At 62.3% G+C, this 20,071-nt stretch carries 15 protein-coding genes; 10 read left to right on the top strand and 5 right to left on the bottom strand.

Annotated elements, in window-relative coordinates:
* The first annotated feature begins 5 nt into the window (after positions 1–5).
* Positions 6–1,967 (top strand): primosomal protein PriA, encoded by a 1,962-nt coding sequence (locus H6F58_RS07950; protein WP_195181532.1) that lies wholly within the window; start codon positions 6–8, stop codon positions 1,965–1,967.
* On the opposite strand, the gene H6F58_RS07945 is transcribed toward H6F58_RS07950, so the two are convergent.
* Together H6F58_RS07945 and H6F58_RS07940 are read right to left on the bottom strand one after the other, a co-directional pair.
* Complete coding sequence (locus tag H6F58_RS07945) at positions 1,964–2,845, bottom strand: alpha/beta hydrolase (RefSeq protein WP_195181531.1); 882 nt, start codon at positions 2,843–2,845, stop codon at positions 1,964–1,966. The two genes, H6F58_RS07950 and H6F58_RS07945, sit on opposite strands and share 4 nt — an antisense overlap.
* 10 nt (positions 2,846–2,855) lie before the next feature.
* A complete protein-coding gene (locus H6F58_RS07940; RefSeq protein ID WP_146275164.1) occupies positions 2,856–3,863 on the bottom strand; it encodes a sugar-binding domain-containing protein in 1,008 nt (335 codons plus the stop codon).
* A gap of 105 nt (positions 3,864–3,968) precedes the next feature.
* Between H6F58_RS07940 and H6F58_RS07935 the strand changes: the two genes are divergently transcribed.
* From H6F58_RS07935 to glpK, 3 genes are read left to right on the top strand one after another with little or no spacing between them, the layout of a single operon-like run.
* Entirely contained in the window at positions 3,969–5,648 is a 1,680-nt protein-coding gene (locus H6F58_RS07935; RefSeq protein WP_195181530.1) for a glycerol-3-phosphate dehydrogenase/oxidase, read from the top strand.
* Positions 5,649–5,707: 59 nt separating this feature from the next.
* Positions 5,708–6,436, top strand: a complete 729-nt coding sequence (locus H6F58_RS07930) for an MIP/aquaporin family protein (RefSeq protein WP_060701647.1) — start codon at positions 5,708–5,710, stop codon at positions 6,434–6,436.
* Positions 6,437–6,453: 17 nt separating this feature from the next.
* Positions 6,454–7,974 (top strand): glycerol kinase GlpK, encoded by a 1,521-nt coding sequence (gene glpK, locus H6F58_RS07925; protein WP_060701646.1) that lies wholly within the window; start codon positions 6,454–6,456, stop codon positions 7,972–7,974.
* 92 nt (positions 7,975–8,066) lie between these two features.
* Here glpK and H6F58_RS07920 read toward each other — a convergent pair whose 3' ends face one another.
* Positions 8,067–9,899, bottom strand: coding sequence for a DUF222 domain-containing protein (locus H6F58_RS07920; protein ID WP_195181529.1), 1,833 nt, complete (start codon positions 9,897–9,899; stop codon positions 8,067–8,069).
* A 309-nt stretch (positions 9,900–10,208) separates the two neighbouring features.
* On the opposite strand from H6F58_RS07920, the gene leuS reads away from it, so the two are divergent.
* The 6 genes from leuS to H6F58_RS07890 all read left to right on the top strand — a co-directional run bounded on the left by leuS (position 10,209) and on the right by H6F58_RS07890 (position 18,675).
* The gene (gene leuS / locus H6F58_RS07915; protein ID WP_195181528.1) at positions 10,209–12,698 is read left to right on the top strand and encodes a leucine--tRNA ligase; all 2,490 of its coding nucleotides are present in this window, start codon (positions 10,209–10,211) and stop codon (positions 12,696–12,698) included.
* Positions 12,699–12,707: 9 nt separating this feature from the next.
* Entirely contained in the window at positions 12,708–13,646 is a 939-nt protein-coding gene (locus tag H6F58_RS07910; RefSeq protein ID WP_195181527.1) for a DegV family protein, read from the top strand.
* Positions 13,647–13,661: 15 nt separating this feature from the next.
* A complete protein-coding gene (locus H6F58_RS07905) occupies positions 13,662–14,318 on the top strand; it encodes a ComEA family DNA-binding protein (protein WP_195181526.1) in 657 nt (218 codons plus the stop codon).
* Positions 14,315–16,582 carry a ComEC/Rec2 family competence protein gene (locus H6F58_RS07900; protein ID WP_195181525.1) on the top strand — a complete coding sequence of 756 codons (2,268 nt, stop codon included), beginning with the start codon at positions 14,315–14,317 and terminating at the stop codon, positions 16,580–16,582. The genes H6F58_RS07905 and H6F58_RS07900 overlap by 4 nt, the downstream gene beginning before the upstream one ends.
* 34 nt (positions 16,583–16,616) lie before the next feature.
* A complete protein-coding gene (holA, locus tag H6F58_RS07895) occupies positions 16,617–17,609 on the top strand; it encodes a DNA polymerase III subunit delta (RefSeq protein ID WP_146275157.1) in 993 nt (330 codons plus the stop codon).
* Between the two features lie 142 nt (positions 17,610–17,751).
* The gene (locus H6F58_RS07890; RefSeq protein WP_194943847.1) at positions 17,752–18,675 is read left to right on the top strand and encodes a hypothetical protein; all 924 of its coding nucleotides are present in this window, start codon (positions 17,752–17,754) and stop codon (positions 18,673–18,675) included.
* Between the two features lie 309 nt (positions 18,676–18,984).
* Here H6F58_RS07890 and rpsT read toward each other — a convergent pair whose 3' ends face one another.
* Positions 18,985–19,245, bottom strand: a complete 261-nt coding sequence (gene rpsT, locus H6F58_RS07885) for a 30S ribosomal protein S20 (protein WP_022875164.1) — start codon at positions 19,243–19,245, stop codon at positions 18,985–18,987.
* A 170-nt stretch (positions 19,246–19,415) separates the two neighbouring features.
* The gene (locus H6F58_RS07880; RefSeq protein ID WP_060701638.1) at positions 19,416–19,976 is read right to left on the bottom strand and encodes a type II toxin-antitoxin system PemK/MazF family toxin; all 561 of its coding nucleotides are present in this window, start codon (positions 19,974–19,976) and stop codon (positions 19,416–19,418) included.
* Positions 19,977–20,071: the final 95 nt, after the last annotated feature.

Genomic DNA, 20,071 nt, shown 5'->3' with positions numbered 1-20,071 from the left:
GCCGAGTGCAGCAAGATGCCCTCATCGCAGCACCCGAGCCGGCCCGCATCAAGCGGGTTGCCCGGGTGCTGATTGATTCTTCCGTCCCGCACCTGGACCGGTTGTTCGACTACGAGGTTCCGGCTTCGATGGAACAGCAGGCGGTGCCCGGGATCAGGGTGAAGGTTCCTTTTGGCCCGCAACAATTGGCGGGATTCATCGTCGAGATCCTCCAGGACCATGCCACCCCGATGAAATTGCGGCCGCTGGCCAAGATCGTCAGCGACCAGGTAGCGCTCTACCCGGAGGTCGTCGCCGCGGCAAGCGACATTGCCGCGCGATATGCCGGGACGCTGTGGGACGTAGTGCGCTCGGCCGTGCCCGCCAGGGCCGCGAAGGTCGAAAGAGAAGAACTTCCAACAACAGCGCCTGTTTTGCCCCAGGGGCCAAATCAGCTTGAACTCTATGAGCACGGCCCCCAGGCGCTGGAAGCCTGGGCTACCGGCAAAACGCTTCGTGCCGTCGCTACCTGGGCGCCCAATGTGGACGGATTCTGGCCCAAGTTCCTCTTGGATGCCTGCCGGCCGGTACTCGAGCGCGGCAAGCGCGTCCTGCTGATCGTCCCCGATGCCCGGGATCTGAAAATCCTCGGCGGCTACCTGGACGAAGAGTACGGGGCCGAATCCTATGCGCGTTTGCAAGCCGATGACGGGCCCACGCCAAGATACCGCAATTACCTTCGCGCTATTGGCGGCAAGGTCCAGATCGTGATCGGCACCCGTTCTGCGGCCCTGTGCCACGTACCGGATCTGGAACTGATGATCGTCTGGCAGGACGGCGATCAATCGCATCGCGAACAGCGTGCTCCCTATCAGCACAGCAGGGAAGTGGCCCTGCTGCGCAGTGCGCAGGCAGATATTTCGCTGCTGATCGCCGCGCCATCGCGATCGGTCGAAGCGCAACGCCTGGTTGCCACCGAGTGGGCCATCGAGCTGAAATTGCCACGTGGCTTGCTGCGTGCGCACACCGCCCGGGTCGTCGCCACCACCAATGACTTCGAGCTGGAGCGCGATCCGATGCTGGCTCGCGCCCGCATTCCGTCCGTGGCATGGCGTGAAGCGACGAAGGCATTGGAATCCGGCCCGGTATTGGTGCAGGTGGCACGGACCGGATTTGTGCCGGCGGTATCCTGCCAGGATTGCCGCATGCTGGCTCGTTGCACCATCTGCCAGGGCCCTTTGCATATTGCCGGCAAGCAGTCGCATGTGGCTTGCCGCTGGTGCGGCGAGCAGTTCCATGACTACCGCTGCCAGAATTGCGGCTCGCCGAGGATCCGGGCTGCCAGCATCGGAGCCGAGCGCACGGCCGAAGAACTGGGCCTGGCCTTTCCGAAGGTGGCTGTTATTTCCTCCACCGGAGCAAAGCCAGTGGAAAAAGTTCCCGGAAAACCGGCGCTCATCGTGGCCACCCCGGGAGTCGAACCGATAGCTGAAGGCGGCTACAGCGCGGTGCTGCTGCTCGACGCCGACAAAATGCTCGCCCATGACTCGCTGCGCAACGCCGAAGAAGTCCTCGCCCGGTGGTTTACCGCGGCCTCCATGGCCAACAGCGACGGGGTGGTTGTCCTTACCGGCAATCCGAGCCCGGCCGGTGCGAGCCTGGTGCGCTACGACCCGTCGAGCTTCGCCGAACGCGAGCTGGCTGAGCGCCGTGAAGTCGGGCTGCCGCCGGCCGTGCGCAGTGCGGTGATCAGCGGGCCGGGAGCCCAGCGCCTGATCGCCGCGCTGGATGTTCCCACGCGCGCCCGCGTGCATATCCATGGCCCGACGGTTACCGACGGCCCGCCGATTGAGCATCGCTACGTGCTGTTCTTCTCCTACGCCGACGGCCACGAGGTCACCACCGCCCTGCGCCACCTGAGATCAAGCATGTCAGCGGCCAAGGATCCGCTGGTGAATATCGCGATCGACCCGGACAGCGTACTTTAGCTGCCGCTGGGCAGGCTGCGCAACGACCGCAAGAAGGCATCTATTTCGCGGGCGGTTTCCGGAGCCTTTTCGTAGTGGATCAAGTGCCCGACCTGTTCGAGCATGACCAGTTGCGCGCGGGCGAAGCTCTGGCGCAGCGCCTCCTGGGTTTGCGGGGTGCCAAGCTCGTCCTGCATGCCGCCGATCATCAGCGTCGGCAATGTGATCCCGGGGGAGTAGTGGCCGACCGTGGAGCTGATGGAGGCCCGGTAGGCCTGGGCCAGGGTGCTGCGCGAATGGAAACCGCCGAAGTACCACCGATGCTGCTCGCGCACATAGCGGCGGATCTGCGGATCCTTGCTCTTGGTCATCACAAAGCTCATCGCATCGCTGAAAAGGCTGGAGCGAAGCAGCGGCTCGGCGATGCTCGCCGGAAGCTTGGCGCAGGCCGCGTAGTAGGCGCTGGTGATTTTGGCCAGCAGCGCTTGCGAGGAATCCAGCGCGGGCTCGGAGATCGGGTTGAGCAGCAGCAGCGATGCAAAGGGCCGGACCGTCGCCAATTTCGCGGCGACGATCGAACCGAATGAATGGCCGAGCAGGTGGATGCTGGCATCCAACTTCAGCTCATCCGCCAGCGCGTCGAGCAGCTGGGCGTACCCGTCGACGTCGTGCTCCATGGAAGCCATGGACGTCGAGGCGCCAAAACCCGGCAGATCGGGAACGATCACCGTGTAGTTTTCCAGGTGGTCCACGATCCGGGCCAAGCCGTGGTGGTCGCCGCGGAAACCATGGACCGCAAAAATCACGCCGCGTGCAGGTTCTTGCGCCACCGTCGTGAAGACGCGCAGTTCGGCGCCGTGGAGGCGATGCGTGGACACGAGTTGTTCTCTTTGCAGCATGGCTAAAATCCTACCCGTCCAAAAGCGCCAGGGCCGTGCCCTCGTCGATGACGAGGTCGGTGATCAGCCCGCCCTTCAACGCCGCACGCACCGCTTCAAGCTTCCCGCGCCCGGCAACCACGCAGAAGCGGGTGGGCACCCGGAGCAAGGAATCCAGCGCCGGCCCGGTCGAGCGGGCGTTGAGGGAGATGTTGGAGCTGTTCCCGTCCTTGTCGAAGAACACGGTAGCCACATCGCCCACCACTCCCATCTCCCGCAGCTCCTGGGTCTCACTCTTGGTCAGATACCCGCCGCGGTACACCTGGGAAATGACCGCCGAACCAGCTGAACCCAGCGAGAAGACTGCCAGGTTCATCTCTTGCTGCACTTCAAGCACACGCCTGATCGACGTTTCCTGCCACATGGCTTCACGGGTGGACGCGCGGTCAAAAAATGCGGGCACCGGGAACTGCTCGGTGCGCGCGGTGAAGGCATGGCCAAAGCGGGTGAGGATGTCGCTGGCGTAGCTGACCCCGCTGCTGACCGGATTGGCAGCGCCATTGAGCTGCACAATTTTCGTGTCATGGGTCGGATGGGAAGTCAATGCCGTGGATACCGCTTGCATGGTGGATCCCCACGCGACGCCAACGGTCATCGAGGATGAGACGAGATCGCCGAGCAAATAGGCCGCGTGCGCCGAGACGCGAGCGAGCAATTCGGAATCTGGCATGGACCCGTCGGTGGGCACCACGTTGAAAGTCACCCCGTAGTGCTCGGAGAGCTGGTTTCCCAGCAGGGCAGACATGTTGGCGCTGGGGGTGATGCTGATCGAAACCATGCCGGTGCGCTTGGCATGAGTGAGCAGGCGGGAGACCGTGGAACGCGAAGTCCCCAGCTCCTTGGCTATCACTTCCATCTTCATGTCCTGCAGGTAGTACAGCTGGGCTGCCCGCAATGCGTCCTTGGCCTTGGGCGTGGTGTGCACAGATGTGCCAGCCACGCCACGCTTGTAGGTTCCCCCGGAGGGAATTTTCTTCATCAATCTGACCATTTCTGCACGTTTGTGCATTTTGTTTGACCGATTTGCCGTTCACTCACAAGACTAGCCTCAGACTCATTCAATTGTTACAAAGGGGCACACATCGTGATTCGGGAACAGCTATCCAAACTGCGTGAACGCCCGCAAGCGCGGGTACTGGTAGTTGGCGGCGGCATCAACGGCGTAGCGACTTTCCGCTACCTGTCCATGCAGGGAATCGACGTCGCGCTGATTGAACGCGGCGACTACAGCCAAGGTGCCTCCGGCGCCAGTTCGCACATGATCCATGGCGGCATCCGCTACCTGGAGAATGGCGAATTCCGCCTGGTGCACGAATCCGTGCAGGAACGCAATTCCCTGCTGGAAATCGCGCCGCATTACGTGAAGCCGCTGCAAACCACCATCCCGATCTTCTCCACGTTCTCCGGAATCCTCAGCGCACCGACGCGCTTCCTCACCCATAAATCGGGAAAGCCGACCGAGCGTGGCGCGGCACTGATCAAAGCCGGCCTGATCATGTACGACGTGTTCGCCGGCATCGGCGGCCGCAACACCCCGTGGCACAGCTTCAAGTCGGGCAAGGCGGCCCGCAAGGACCTGCCCGAATTGCGCGACGATGTGAAGTACACCGCAACCTACTTCGACGCATCGGTGCACAACCCCGAACGCCTCACCCTGGATGTGCTGCGCGAAGGCCTGAACGCCAACGATCAGGCCCGAGCCACCAATTACGTTGAACTCGCCGGCGTTGACGGCGGCACCGCCAAGCTGCGCGATGTCCTGACCGGCGACGAATTCGACTTTGACGCCGAAGTGATCATCAACGCGACCGGCGCATGGGTTGATTTGACCAATAAGGAATTGGGCCGCGAGACCAAATGGACCGGCGGCACCAAGGGATCGCACATCGTGCTCGATCACCCGGAACTGCTCGAAGCCACCGGCGGCCGCGAAATCTTCTTCGAACACGAAGACGGCCGCATTGTCTTGATCTACCCGATGCTCGGGCGAGTGCTGGTCGGCACCACCGACCTCGAACACGACATGAACGAACCAGCGGTATGCACCGACGAAGAAGTCCAGTACTTCTTCGACCTGATCCACCATGTGTTCCCGGGCGTCAAGGCCACCGAAGACCAGATCGTCTACAAGTTCTCCGGCGTGCGCCCGCTGCCAAATCACGACGACACCGCGCCGGGCTTTGTATCGCGCGACTACCAGGTCAAGGAAACGCGCCTGACCGACAAGACCACCATGCTTTCGCTGATCGGCGGAAAGTGGACGACCTTCCGCGCGCTGAGCGAGAATTTGGGCGGCCAAGCCCTGTCATTCCTGGGCGAGCGCCAGGTGCAGTCGACTGCTGGCGTGCCCATCGGCGGCGGCAAGAACTTCCCTGCCAATGAAGGCGCACTGGCCGCCTGGTACGCGGCCCGCGAATCCAAGGCCTCGCGTGACCGCCTGCGGGTATTGCTTGAGCGCTACGGCACCCGGGCCGACCACGTCCTGGAGCGGCTCGGTGGCAAAGAGCAGATGCTGGAGCACACCGACGAGCTCTCGTGCCAGGAGATCACCTACATGGCGAACAATGAGCAGGTCGGCCGCTTGATCGACGTTTTCATCCGCCGCACCAACCTGGCCTTCCGCGGCTTGGTGACAAAGAATTTGGTCATCGAGGTAGCCAACTGCCTAGCTGACCCAATGGGTTGGGACCAGTCCCAGCTGCAAACCGAAATCGACCATTCGCTTTCGGTCCTCGCAGATAGCCACGGAGTGATCCTCCGCTAATCTGCCACGTGGCCGGCGGCAAATAGCCGCCGGCAGTCGAAATCACTAAGAGGTCAAAGATGTCCACTCACGTGTTTCTCGCCGAGCTTGTCGGCACTTTCATACTCCTGTTGATGGGTGGCGGCGTCTGCGCGAACGTTGCCCTGAAGGGAACCCTCGGCAGTGCCGCGGGCTGGGTCGCCATCAGCTTCGGCTGGGGCCTTGGCGTTTACTGCGGCGTCTGGATTGCCGGTATTTCCGGAGCCCACCTGAACCCGGCTGTCACCCTCGGCCTGCTGGTAAATCCGGATGTTACAGAATACGCTCCAGGAGTTGCCAAGACGCTAGCTAATACCTTGCTGTACTTCCTGGCCCAGTTCATTGGCGCCTTCCTTGGTGCCGTGGGCACCTGGTTGTCGTACAAGAAGCATCTGGATGATCCGCAGAACGCGGGCACCCAGCTCGGTGTCTTCTCCACCGGGCCAGCTATCCGCTCTTACGGCTGGAACCTGGTCACCGAGATCTTCGGTACTTTCGTCCTGGTGTTTGTGATCGCTGGTCTCGGACATACTCCTCATGAGCTTGGCCCACTAGCGGTAGCCTTGTTGGTTGTCGCCATTGGCCTGTCCCTCGGTGGTGCAACCGGTTACGCTATCAACCCGTTCCGTGACCTTGGTCCTCGTGTTGCCCATGCCATTTTGCCGATCAAGGGCAAGGGCTCCTCTGACTGGGCCTACTCGTGGGTTCCTTTGGCTGGGCCAGCTACCGGCGGTATCCTTGGCGGACTTGCCGCCGCTCTAATGTTCTAGAAAGAGAGCAGTAAATCATGAGTGAAAAATTTGTGATCGCCATTGACCAGGGCACAACCAGCTCCCGTGCGATTGTCTTCAACCACGCGGGCGATGTGCACTCGGTCGGCCAACTTGAACACGAACAGATCTTCCCGGCCGCCGGCTGGGTAGAGCACGACCCAGCCGAAATCTGGAACAACGTGCGCGAAGTGATCGGCCAGGCACTGTCCAAAGCCAATCTGACCCGTCACGACATCGAGGTCGTTGGCATTACCAACCAGCGCGAAACCACCGTCGTTTGGGACAAGACCACTGGCGAAGCGGTCTACAACGCCATTGTCTGGCAGGACACCCGCACCCAGGACATCGTCGACGAGCTGGCAGCTGACGGCGGCGTCGACCGCTACAAGGAAACTGTGGGCCTGCCACTGGCCACCTATTTCGCGGGCACCAAGATCAAATGGATCCTGGACAACGTGGAAGGCGCTCGCGCCCGTGCAGAAGCCGGCGACCTGCTCTTCGGAACCACCGACAGCTGGGTTTTGTGGAACCTGACCGGCGGCACCGATGGCGGTGTGCACGTTACCGACGTGACCAACGCTTCGCGCACCCTGTTCATGGACCTGAAGACCCTGCAGTGGGATGAGAAGATTCTCGCCGATTTCGGTGTTCCACTTTCGATGATGCCTGAAATCCGTTCCTCATCCGAGGTTTACGGCACCGTGCACACAAAGCAGTTGCTCCGCGAAGTGCCGGTAGCCGGCATCCTCGGCGACCAGCAGGCTGCCACCTTCGGGCAGGCAGCGTTCACCGCTGGTACCGCGAAGAACACCTACGGCACCGGCTGCTTCCTGATCTTCAACACCGGCACCGAGATCGTGAACTCGACCAATGGCCTTCTGACCACCATGGCCTATAAGCTCGGCGATGCCAAGCCGGTGTACGCACTGGAAGGTTCGATTGCCGTAGCCGGATCCCTGGTCCAGTGGTTGCGCGATAACATCGGCATGATCTCCTCCGCGCCGGAAATCGAAGAGCTGGCAGCCAAGGTGGAAGACAATGGCGGCGTGTACGTGGTGCCGGCATTCTCCGGATTGTTTGCTCCGTACTGGCGTTCGGATGCCCGTGGTGCCATTGTCGGCCTGACGCGATTTGCCAACAAGAACCACATTGCCCGTGCCGCATTGGAGGCCACCGCGTTCCAGACACGCGAGGTCCTGGATGCTGTGAACGCGGACGCCGAAGTTCCACTGACCGAGCTCAAGGTCGATGGCGGCATGGTTGCCAACGAGGCACTGATGCAGTTCCAGGCCGACATCTTGGGCGTACCCGTGGTTCGCCCGAAGGTTACCGAAACCACTGCCTTGGGTGCGGCCTATGCTGCCGGATTGGCTGTGGGCTTCTGGAAGGATTTGGGCGAGTTGGAAGCCAACTGGTCCGAGGACAAGCGCTGGGAGCCAACCATGGATGAACAAGCGCGCGAGCGCAACCTGCGTCTGTGGAAGAAGGCCGTGACCCGCACCTTCGATTGGGTCGACGAGGACACCAAGGCCTAATCGCTTGCTCTTGCACGTAAATTGAGCACGAAATGACGCCCGAACCTGCCAAGGTTCGGGCCTCATTGCGTCCAGCCAATTAGCGCATGCGGCTACGGGGACCCATCGGGATCCGGTCCGGCGTTGCCGTCCGTGGCCGGGGGCGTGGGACCGGCAGATTCTGCGGGCTGGGTTCGGTCAGGGCAATCCCCAGCTTGGAGCGCTCCCCAGTAGGTGTTGCGCCGGGGTTTCTGTTCCGGATCGAGGTGTTCGGGCAGGATCACATGCGGCAGGCCATCGACGTCGACCACCTTGAGCTGGTCCGCATGCCGCTGATGATGACCGGTCGTGCACAGCCCGGCTCCCGACCAGACGCTGGTTTCGCCGCCCTCGGACCACGGCACGTCATAGTGGTCGACCTCGGTGTTCTCGGGCGGGGTAGTGCAGTCGGGCACAATGCATCCTCGATCCCGGGCCATGATGGCCGTTCTGATCGCTCCTTTGTGGAAACGCTGTGATCGTCCCATGTCCAGGGGCTGGCTGTTTGATCCCAGCACCAGCGGGATGATTCCCGCGTGGGCCAGCAGCCGTCGAAGTTCGCCGGGCGGAATATCAACTCCATGGGCGCTTACCCCATGTGCCTCGGCCAGATTCTGCAAGTCGCTGAGCCACATGTACACCAGCACCTTCGGGACAATGTTCTTATGCTTGCCCGGGGTAGCGCTGGCAGCAAGAATCGCCATGAGGGCGTTGAGCCGGCGCCCTGCGGCGTCTGGTGCCTCGTGATCGGCGGGCCCCGCCTGGGATTGCGTGTCATTGGGGGTTCCAGCAACATCTTCGGCGGCGGTTTCGCGCTCGGCAGGCGTTCCGTTGTCTCCAGCCGTTTCGCTGCGGGCCCAATCAGGCATCGGCTGCTCGCTGATCAGCCAGTCTGGTGTTGGCGGCGCGGGACGGTTTTGCTCCTGGTCGGCGGCAGTGTCATTTTCCTGCGAAGGCTGATCCGCATCGGAAGATGCCGATCTGGAATTTGCCGGCTTGCGCGCTGCCTTGCCCGCCTTGGTGCGCGGATTGCCCGACTGCGCGGCCATGGAATGGAGCACCTCGGCTTGTGAAGCGTCGGTGCGCAGGTGGAAAGTGTGCACGCCGCCAATCACCTTGCCGATGAAGAAACCGAGCTTGGGCGGGATGATCATTCCGTGGGTTTCCCTGTACTGGTTGATCTGGGCTCCGATCTGCTTGCGGGCTGCATTGGGGCCAAGCTCAGCCAGTGCTTGCGCGGCGCTCTCCTCGAGCAGCTGGCCATCGGTTCCGCGGGCGCGCAATGGAGCCGGCACCCCGTCGAAGGTCGTATCCCCGGGTTCCAGCTTCTCCAGCTGGCGCGAAATCTGCGCGATCCTGCGCCGATCGACGCTGCCCTGGGCAAAGAGCTCGGCCAGGTGCTCAAAGCGCGGTGCGCATTCTTCCCCGCTGGAAGTCCGCCGGCCGATGAGCAAATGGGCATCGTCGATGCGGCGCTGCGCCTCAAAAAAGCTGATGCCCAGCCAGGCGGCGATGAGTTCTTCCGCATTGTTGTAGCAGGTCCGGCCGCTGGCCAGCTGAGGCGGTTGCGCAAGGCAGGCGTCCAGTTCCGCCTGCGGCCGCCCGGGCAGCTTTCGCAGCGTGTCCAGCGTGGACAGGCTCAATGCGTGGGCGGCGGTCAGTTCGGCATCAAAGGCCAGCGCGATTTTCTGGAAATGCGCCAGCTGCTCGACCTGTTCGATGAGCTGGAGGTTCAGCAGCACCAGGCGGGGGTCCTTGCTTTGGTGGACGAGCCGCCCGATCGCCGTCAGGATGGACAGGCACATGGTGCCCAGCTCGAGCAGCATGGCGGAGGTGAGCTGGGACCCCAGTTTCCAGGGACCCTGGCACATCTCGCGCATGGCGGCCAAGAGGGCGGTGGTCTTCATGTGCACGAGCATCCCGTGCTGGGCCACGCGCTGATCGAACACTGGGGCGGATTGTGGAGAACTTTCCGGCACGCGGCTTTGGCGCAAGCGAAGCCGGGAATGCCGCTGTGTCGAATCTGGCTCTTCACCGATGCGCGCCACTAGGCGATGTGCGATAGAATCGCGATATGCATCCGAAGCGCAACCTAGTTTAAGCACGGCCGATGGCCGTACCCCCGAGTGGAAATTTGGGGGCTTTTGTTGTGTCTGGAACCAAAAACAAGTTTTTCCAATCCGAAATATTTCCGCAAAGCGTGTGAGAAGAGCAGCGTGACATCATCGACGAATGAACCCAGGACCTTCGACTTCAAGGACATCGAGTCCAAGTGGCTGCCGGTATGGGACGAGCTAGAAGTATTCAAGCCCGCCGATGATGGCAGCCGCGAGCGACGCTATGTCCTGGACATGTTCCCCTACCCATCGGGCGACCTGCACATGGGCCATGCCGAGGCCTTTGCCATGGGCGATGTTGTGGCCCGCTACTGGCGCTTGCGCGGCTTTGATGTGATGCACCCGATCGGCTGGGACTCCTTCGGCCTGCCGGCAGAGAACGCCGCGATCAAGCGCAACAGCCACCCGGCCGAGTGGACCTACAAGAACATCGACACCCAGGCCGCCAGCTTCAAGCGCTACGCCATTTCCGCCGACTGGGATCGCCGCCTGCACACCTCGGATCCCGAGTACTACCGCTGGACCCAGTGGCTGTTCACCAAGTTCTACGAAAAGGGCCTGGCCTACCGCAAGGACCACCCGGTGAACTGGTGCCCGAAGGACCAGACCGTGCTGGCCAACGAGCAGGTCGTCAACGGCGCCTGCGAGCGTTGCGGCACCGCGGTGACCAAAAAGTCCCTGAACCAGTGGTACTTCAAGATCACCGACTACGCCGATCGCCTGCTGGATGACATGGAGCAGCTCAAGGGCCACTGGCCCGAGCGCGTGCTGCTGATGCAGAAGAACTGGATCGGCCGCTCCGAAGGCGCCGAGGTGACCTTCGAGATCGAGGCCGCCGAGGACAAGCCCGCGGTGCAGATCCCGGTCTTCACCACCCGCCCGGACACCCTGTACGGCGCCACCTTCATGGTGGTCGCCGCCGACGCCGATCTGGCCGGCGAGCTGGTCACCGATGAGCACCGCGGCGCCTTGGAGGACTACCAGGAGCAGGTCAAGGCGCTGAGCGAGATCGAGCGCCAGTCCACCGAGCGGGAGAAGACCGGCGTGTTCACCGGCCGCTATGGCATCAACCCGCTCTCGGGGGAGAAGCTGCCGATCTGGGCCGCCGACTACGTGCTGGCCGACTACGGCACCGGCGCGATCATGGCCGTGCCCGCGCACGACCAGCGCGACCTGGACTTCGCCCGCGCCTTCGACCTGCCAGTGCGCGTGGTCGTGCAGACCGGTGCCGAGGACCCGAATGAGACCGGCACCGCCACCGCCGGGGAGGGCCAGCTGGTCAACTCGGGCGAGCTGACCGGCCTGGAGAAGTCCGCGGCGATCGCCAAGGCGATCGAGATCGTGGAAGCTGCCGGCACCGGCAAGCACACCATCAACTTCCGCCTGCGCGACTGGCTGCTGAGCCGCCAGCGCTTCTGGGGCACCCCGATCCCGATCATCCACTGCGCCGATTGCGGCGAGGTCCCGGTTCCCGATGACCAGCTGCCGGTGCGCCTGCCGGACAACCTGCGCGGCGAGCAGCTGTCCCCGAAGGGCACGTCCCCGCTGGCAGCTGCCGAGGAATGGGTCAACGTCTCCTGCCCGAAGTGCGGCGGCGCCGCCAAGCGCGACACCGACACCATGGACACCTTCGTGGACTCCTCGTGGTACTTCCTGCGCTTCGTCTCCCCGGATTACACGCAGGGGCCTTTCGATCCGAAGGCCGTGCGCGACTGGATGCCGGTAGGCCAGTACGTCGGCGGCGTCGAGCACGCCATCTTGCACCTGCTCTACTCGCGCTTCTTCACCAAGGTCATCCACGACCTGGGCCTGATCGACGCGACCGAGCCATTCTCCGCGCTGCTGAACCAGGGACAGGTCCTGAACGGCGGCAAGGCGATGAGCAAGTCGCTGGGCAACGGCGTGGATCTGGGCGAGCAGCTGGACAAGTTCGGCGTGGACGCGGTGCGCCTGACCATGGTCTTCGCCTCCCCGCCGGAGGACGACGTGGACTGGGCCGATGTCTCCCCATCGGGCTCGCAGAAGTTCCTGGCCCGCGCCTGGCGCATCGCCCAGGACGTGGCCAGCGAGGCCGGCGTGGACTACGCGGCCGGGGACAAGGCGCTGCGCCAGGTCACCCACCGCACCGTGCACGAATCCGCGCAGCTGCTGGATTCGGGCAAGTTCAACGTGGTCATCGCCAAGGCCATGGAGCTGGTCAACGCCACCCGCAAGACCATCGACTCCGGCGCCGGCGCGTCCGACCCGGCAGTGCGCGAAGCGGCCACCGTCGTCGCCCAGCTGCTGAGCATGTTCGCCCCGTACACCGCCGAGGACATGTGGGAAGCTTTGGGCTACGCGCCTTCCGTGGTCACCAGCACCTGGCCAGAAGTTGACGAATCGCTGCTGGTGGATGACACCGTCACCGCCGTGGTGCAGATCAAGGGCAAGGTCCGTGCCCGCCTGGAGGTCCCGGTGGACATCACCGAGGACGAGCTGCGCGAGCAGGCACTGGCCCATGAAGCGGTGATCCGGATGCTCGAGGGCAAGGCGCCGCTGAAGGTGATCGTGCGTGCGCCGAAGCTGGTGAACGTGGTTCCGGCCCCGTAAGCTCGGCTCATGGACGAACGACAGAAAAGCTCGCGTGCGGGCTGGCTGCCCAAGTGGCTGGCCCCGCGCGGGCTTTCGCGTCCCCGCATCGGGGTGGTCACCGACTCGGCCTCCTGCCTTCCCGCAGCTTTCCGCGACCGGCCCGGCTTCGTGGAGGTCGACATCCCGATTATCGTGGATAACCACGTGCAGGGCTCGGATACCCAGGCGCTGATGATGGGGCTGGCCATGGGCAAGGCGGTGAAGACCTCGCGCCCGGCACCGGGCGAATTCGCGCGCGTCTACCGCCAGCTGCTTGATTCGGGATGCGATCACGTCATCTCCATCCACATCTCCGGGGCCTTGTCGGGCACCGCGGACGCCGCGCGGCTGGCTGCCGCCGATTTCGGCCACCAGGTCACGGTGCTCGATTCCCGGACGGTGGCTTTGCCGCTGGGCTTTGCCGTGGCCGACGTGCTCGATGCCAGGGATGCCGGGGCGCCGGTGGAAATGCTCGAGCAGATCGTCCGGATGTCCACCGCCAGCTCCGTGTACTTTGCGGTGCCTTCCCTGGAGCAGCTGCGCCGCGGCGGCCGGATCAGCGCGCTCTCCTCGGTGCTGGGCAGCCTCTTGAACGTGAAGCCGATCCTGACCATCGACCAGGGCGCCATCTGCGCACTGGAAAAGCCCCGCTCCTTCGCCCGCGCCCAGGCCCGGCTCGTAGCTCTTGCGCTGGGCGATGCACGGGCAGCCAAGGGCCCGGTGCGCCTGGGCGTCATGCACTTTGGCGCCGTTGAACTCGCGACCGAAATCGCCACGGAGCTGGGCCCCTCCAGCAGCCAGCCGGTGGTGATCGAATCGCTGCCCGCGGTGCTGGCCGCCCACACCGGCATGGGTGTTCTCGCGGTATCCGTGGCGCCGCTGGATCCACAGCCAGCCACTGATAGCCTGGAGCCTGCCGGGCCCTGATCCATACTGTGGCGCATGGGCCGCCACGATTTTTTCAGCAAGTACGCGCCACGCCCCGGTCGTGTCAGGTTTGCAATCTCGCGCGTGGCGGTGCTTACCCTGGTCCTGGTCGTGCTCGGCTGGATCGGCATCTCGATACTTTTGGCTCCGCCGCCGGCCAGCGAGCAATTGGCAGCGATTCCACTTGAATCCGGGCCCTCGAGCACCAGCGCCCCGGCCGGAAGCCCGTCCAGCCCGGGCCACCGGCCCGGACCGCAAGTGACCGTGCATGTTGTTGGCGCGGTCAAGAAGCCCGGCGTCTATGACCTGCCAGAAGGCTCGCGCATCACCGACGCGGTGAAAAAGGCTGGCGGCCTGGCCAAGGACGCCCACCCCGAGCTGGTCAACCTGGCTGCCAAGCTCGTAGATGGCCAGCAAGTGGTCCTGCCCGGCAGCAGCAGCGCTGCCACAGGGCAGAACGCCCCGGCGCCCACCGAGAAGGCGAAGATCTCGATCAGCACTGCCGACGCGCAAACGCTGCAGGAACTCCCTGGCATCGGCCCTGCCTTGGCCGAGCGGATCATCGACTTCCGGACCGAGAACGGCCCCTTCACCTCGGTCGCGGAACTTGACGCGGTGTCCGGGATCGGCCCGGCCATGCTGGAAAAACTCGCCGAATTGGTGGTCCCATGAACACCGACTTTCGCGGCCTGTGGCTGCTCGCAGGGGCCTGGATCGCCGCCTGCTTCACCATGCCTGGGCTGCTGCTCTGGGTGTTCATTGGCCTGCTGGCACTGCTGCTGGCCCTCTTGCTTCGGGAACGCCATGGCGGCGCACAGGCCGCACCGTGGTTCACCGGCCCCATCGTTTTCCTGCTTGGGCTGCTGGCGGTGGCCTCGCTGGGCTTGACCCGGACCGAATGCGTTCTCCCCGAGGACCAGGAGCATCAGCGCCGCGCCGTGCTCAGTTTTGAGCAGGCCGGGGCGCCTGACCCGGAAGGAGTGCGCAAGGGCAAGGCAACAATCGAGCGCTACTGGCAGGATGATGCGTGGGTGCAATGCGAGATACCGGTGTATCTGAGCGTGCCGTACCCGCTGCCGGATCATGCCGCTTCCTTCGAGAGCGTTGTCAGCCTTGACCCGGCGGATGCCGGATCCTTCAACTGGTGGGCGCGGGCGGCCAGCGAACCGAAGGTGCTTTCCGAGGCCGAACCGAATGCTGCCGATCATTTGAAGCAGCGGTTTTCGCTGGCCCTGAACCATTTGCCGGGCAACGCCCGGGCCCTGCTGCCGGGCATGCTCTATGGCGATCGAGAAGGCCAGGACGAGGCATTGTCTGATGCGATGAAGACCAGCGGCCTGAGCCACCTCACCGCGGTCAGCGGATCAAATATTGCATTGCTGGCCGCAATCGCCCTGGCCCTGCTTCGGCTTTTCCAGATTCCCAGGGCGCCAAGCACGTTGTTGATGATTGGCGCAGTGTGGCTTTTCACCTGGTTCGTCGGGCCGGATCCCAGCGTCCTGAGGGCAAGCTTGATGGGCAGCATTGCAGTCCTCTCGCTGCTCGCCGGCCGGGGCCAGGCCTCGTTGGGGATCCTGCCTTTGAGCGCGACCATCTTGCTGCTGATTGATCCGGGATTGGGAGCCGAACCGGCTTTTGCCCTTTCGGTCCTGGCCACCCTTGGCATCATCATGCTGACACCGGCGCTCACCGAAATTTTTGGGCAATTCCTGCCTTCGTGGCTGGCTGAACTGACTGCTATTTGCTGCGCAGCACAATTTACCTGCCTGCCGGTGGTTATTGCGTTGAACAGCAATTTCAGCCTCTATTCATTGCCTGCAAATCTGCTGGTTGCTCCATTGCTCCCGTTGATTACGGCGGTCGGGATGGCGTGTTTGCTGCTTTGCACCCCATTGCCGTCCGTGGCCCATGCCCTGCTGTGGATCCCGGGGCTCCCAGCCGAGCTCATTGGCCGCATCGCGCAGTTTTCCGCTGGCCTGCCGGGTGCGGTCAGGCCATGGCCTGCTGGCGCCTTTGGAATCGTCCTGGCCATCATGCTGGCTGCCGTGCTTTGCATCCTCTTGATCGCGGGGCGCGAGACAGAACATGTTCGCGTGCGACAGGTTTCACTGGGCATTCTCGGTGCTGTCCTCGTCTTTGCCGCGGCATTGATCGTGCCGGCGACGATGTTTTATCGCGCACCGGTTGGCACCAACTGGAATATCGCCATGTGCGATGTCGGCCAAGGTGACGCCGTCGTTATCAATGTGGGGGAGAACCAGGGATGGCTGATAGATGCTGGTCCTCCGGACGGAAACGTCGTCCAGTGCCTGCGCAGGCTGAATATCACCGCGCTGCCCATCATCTTTGTTACCCATTCCCACGCCGATCATTTGGGAGGAATCGAAGCCGTGGAGGAGTCGGGAATCAAAATTGGCCAGCGACTGGTTTCGGCCGGTTTCGAAATCGACCGGTGGCCCGGGGCCCAAGTGGTCGAGCAGGGAGGTGGCCAGGACTTCGGAACCGTGGACTATCACGTGATCGGTCCGGAGACCGTGGCGGCCAGGAGCGCGGAACCCAATGACACGTCGCTCGTGATCCGTTTCACGTTCCATACGCACAATGGGGACATCGACTATTTTTCCGCCGGAGACATGGAGACCGAGGCGATGGCCGCGCTGCTGCGCAAGAACCCGCAGCCGCCTGCCGCGATTCTCAAGGCCTCGCATCACGGAGCCCGAAATGGCGGAACTCAGATCATCAAATCCATATCGCCCCAGGTGCTCTTGGTTTCTGCGGGCAAGGACAATTCCTATGGCCATCCGCATCCGGAAACCCTGCGGGCCGCTCAAGAGGTTGGAGCCCGAGTCTTCAGGACTGACCAGTCAGGTACGGTGCTTCTCACATTTACCGAGCAAGGGGTTCTGAGTACTGCCATGGGTTCGCCAGTTCGGTAGGATCGATATATCGACCGAAGCACTAAGGAGCTCGATGGCACGCGCCCAAGCCAATCCAGGGATCTCATGGCGAGAACTCACACCGCAACCGCTGATTTTGCTCACCGGTTCAGAAGATTACCTGGCGTCCCGAGCTTTCGAGCTGCTCCGTTCGCAAGCCTCCCAGCGTGAGGATATCGAGGTCACACGGCTCGACGCATCCAAATATGAGCCGGGGGAGCTTTTGCTGGCTACCAGTTCCTCGTTGTTCTCCAGCGCCAACCTGGTGGAAGTTCACGAGCTCGCCCAGATGAACGAGTACTTCCTGAAAGATGCCACCAGTTATCTCAAGGACCAAGCGCCCGAAAATGTCTTGATCATGCATTACTCGGGTGGTACCCGTGGCAAGAAGCTCATTGATGCGATTAAAGCGGCTGGCGCATTGATCGTGAATTGCCAACCGGTGAAAAAAGACGCGGAGAAGATCGACTTCGTCCAGGCCGAAATGAAGGCAGCGAAGCGCCGGATCACGAACGACGCGGTGAAAGCCCTCGTCGCTGCGGTAGGCAACTCTTTGGCCGAGCTTGGCTCGAGCTGCTCGCAGCTCATTCAGGACACCACAGGCACGATTGACCAGGACATGGTTGATCGCTACTACGGCGGCCGCGTCGAGGCGACGGCTTTTAAAGTCGCTGATGCCGCAATTTCCGGCAATGCACAGGCCGCCCTGCGAACGTTGAGGCATTCACTGGGTACCGGAACGGATCCGATTCCCATTGTGGCGACCCTGGCAATGAAAGTGCGCCAGCTCGCCAAGGTTCTCGGGGTGAATGAGCCAGCTGCGACGCTGGCCTCCGAGCTGGGGATGGCCCCGTGGCAAGTTCAGCAAGCGCAGCAACAAGCTCGCGGCTGGAAACGCAGCGACCTGGCCCTGTGCATTGAGGAAATCGCGAACACGGACCGGATGGTCAAGGGCGGAAGCCGATCGCCAGGCTACGCCCTGGAGCATGCCATCCTGTTCATTTCCGAAAAAGCACCAAAAAGATAGAACAATGCCCCGTGCGATGCCCTGGAGATGCGCTGGCGTAGTGCGCCAGCAAACTTGGACCCACCACGCAATCTTCTAGTCGTTGCATAAAAAGTCAATGCTGAAGTCCGCAGTTTCCTGCAGCGCCGTTTATACTAACAGCATGATTAATCGACGATCACTCGCAAAAATCGCCGCTGGAGCCTTGTCAGCTCTTGCACTGGCCGCAACCCTGTCCGCCCCCGCCTCGGCCTACGAGCCTGCACCCGAAGGCCCGGCGGGACTGACCTGCAACGCAGACATGAAGCGCGGGGATCCAGAGTTCCCCGGCCTTCTCAGGGGAGTGCAATACGCCTACTGGCCAGGCTCGAATGAAGGTGGTCCAGGCGTGGACGCCTTCGTTAATCTGAATCCAGTCCACCACACGAACTTGGGATTCAACCCGAAAGCGCTTGTCGAGAAAAATGGCTATGATTCCCTGTTGTATGCGACCAATCCCGACGGCACCCTCTATGTGGTGGACGGCTATGAATCAACCGTAGTCAATAACACGTGGGCTGGAATCCGCACCATGACCGACGTTGTCGTGACCGACAAGTACGACTCTGCCACCGGTGTCACCTACACCTACGCCATCACCGATCAGGGTGCGCTCTACCGGTACACGCAGTCGCAAGCGACCGCCAACATGTTCGGCAGGGTCCAAGTTTCCCCTCGCGGCTGGTGGCCGTTGAAGGGATTCAGCTACTGGATGACCAAGACCCTGTCCAACGGCGACCAAGCGGATATTTTCCTGTCCAACGCCTCGGACGGCCGGTTGCTGGAATACACCATTCCCCGGGCAACGCCGACGAACTGGTCCTCAAAAGTTGTTCGCTCCTCCACGTGGCAGAACTTCGTTTCCTTCTCCGTTGGCAACTGCACTGATGCCAATGGAAATCGGACACGAACCGCTCCGCTGCTCGCCACCACAAAGGCCGGCGATGTGTGGCTCTACTACGTCAGCAAATCAACTCCCGACGCACTGCCAGCAGTCACCAATGGCACTCGCATCGCAACTGGCTTCACCAACTCGTACAACGGCTGACGCTTTATAAGCAGAAGTTCCGGGATCTGGCCGGAGCCTGCCAACGTGTTCTGCACCGCAGGGCGTGGCATGGCTGGCTCCGGCTATTCCGTTCAAATTGGCAGTTCGGCGGGCAGCGGCCTGGTACATCGATCAGCGCTCAAAGCCACACGGGATTCCAGCCCGCAGCAGTATCCGGCATTGAGCATCGGATGATCTCGTCGACTTGCCGGGGCCGATTCAACGGTCATCTCCTGTACCACTGCCGCTGACAACACAAAACCCCCGCACCCAATGGATGCGGGGGAGATGATGAAGTCTAAGCTTGGCTTAGAGGGCGCTAACCTTCTTGGCAATTGCCGACTTGCGGTTTGCAGCGTTGTTCTTGTGCAGAACACCCTTGCTTACAGCCTTGTCGAGCTTCTTGCCAGCCAGGCGCAATGCCTCGGTTGCCTTATCCTTGTCACCGGCGGCTACTGCCTCGTTGACGTTGCGGATTACGGTCTTAACCTCGGAACGGACAGCTACGTTACGCAGACGTGCCTTTTCGTTAGTCAGGATACGCTTCTTCTGGGACTTGATGTTAGCCACTTTAATAAACTCTCTCGTTTATCGTTTTATACGGTCGGTAGAGGGTTCATCCTTCAGGCCATCGACTGAGCGGTGTGGGGCACCTATGGCGACCCGAAGGGGGCGTGTTGCCCAACCTGCGCAACACACAAGGATTAACTTTATCAGACACGGGGCCCAACAACGAGTACTTAGGCTCGTTCGTTTAGGGCGTTCACCACATTTGAGAAGCGTTCCCGGTCCAAGATGGCCCCTTCGCGGCGAATGGACTGGTCGTTGAGGCGAATGATGCGATCCAGCTTTACTTCGCTGGGACGCCGTTCCCGATCCCAGCTCCCGGTCCCGATATCCATGTAGTCGGGATTCCGGTGGCTTGAGTTGTTCTTGTCCTTGCTCGTAAGCATGAGGCCAAGAAGCCAGCCGCGGTCTCGACCGACAATCAGCACCGGACGGTCCTTGCCCTGGGAGTGGTCCTCTTCATATGGCACCCAGCCCCAGACGATTTCGCCCGGATCGGCGTTGCCGTCCAATGACGGCTGGTACTCATAGTTGATCGCCCCGCGGAAATCGCCCGGATAGCCGCCCGCAGCCGATGCGCCGGCGTTGCTCCCGCGCCCAGACGAGGCACGAGGGGTGCTCCGCGAGCCAGAATTCCCGGCGCCGCTATTTCCTGCGGTACGGGAGCGTGTCGCATTGATCTGCTTGAACACGCGCATCACGAGTCTAAGTATCTTCTCTGGATTCACTGCCATGAACGACAAACTACCAGCTGCCGATGGCCGAAATACGTGATGACTCGGAAACCATGACAGAATGGAGGCTAATCCAACTACGTCTTTTAGTCAGC

This window comes from Glutamicibacter sp. FBE19 (assembly GCF_015524875.1).
Taxonomy (GTDB): domain Bacteria; phylum Actinomycetota; class Actinomycetes; order Actinomycetales; family Micrococcaceae; genus Glutamicibacter; species Glutamicibacter halophytocola.
The sequence above is the reverse complement of the archived record's forward strand: the minus strand, read 5'-3'. Positions and strand labels throughout refer to the sequence as shown.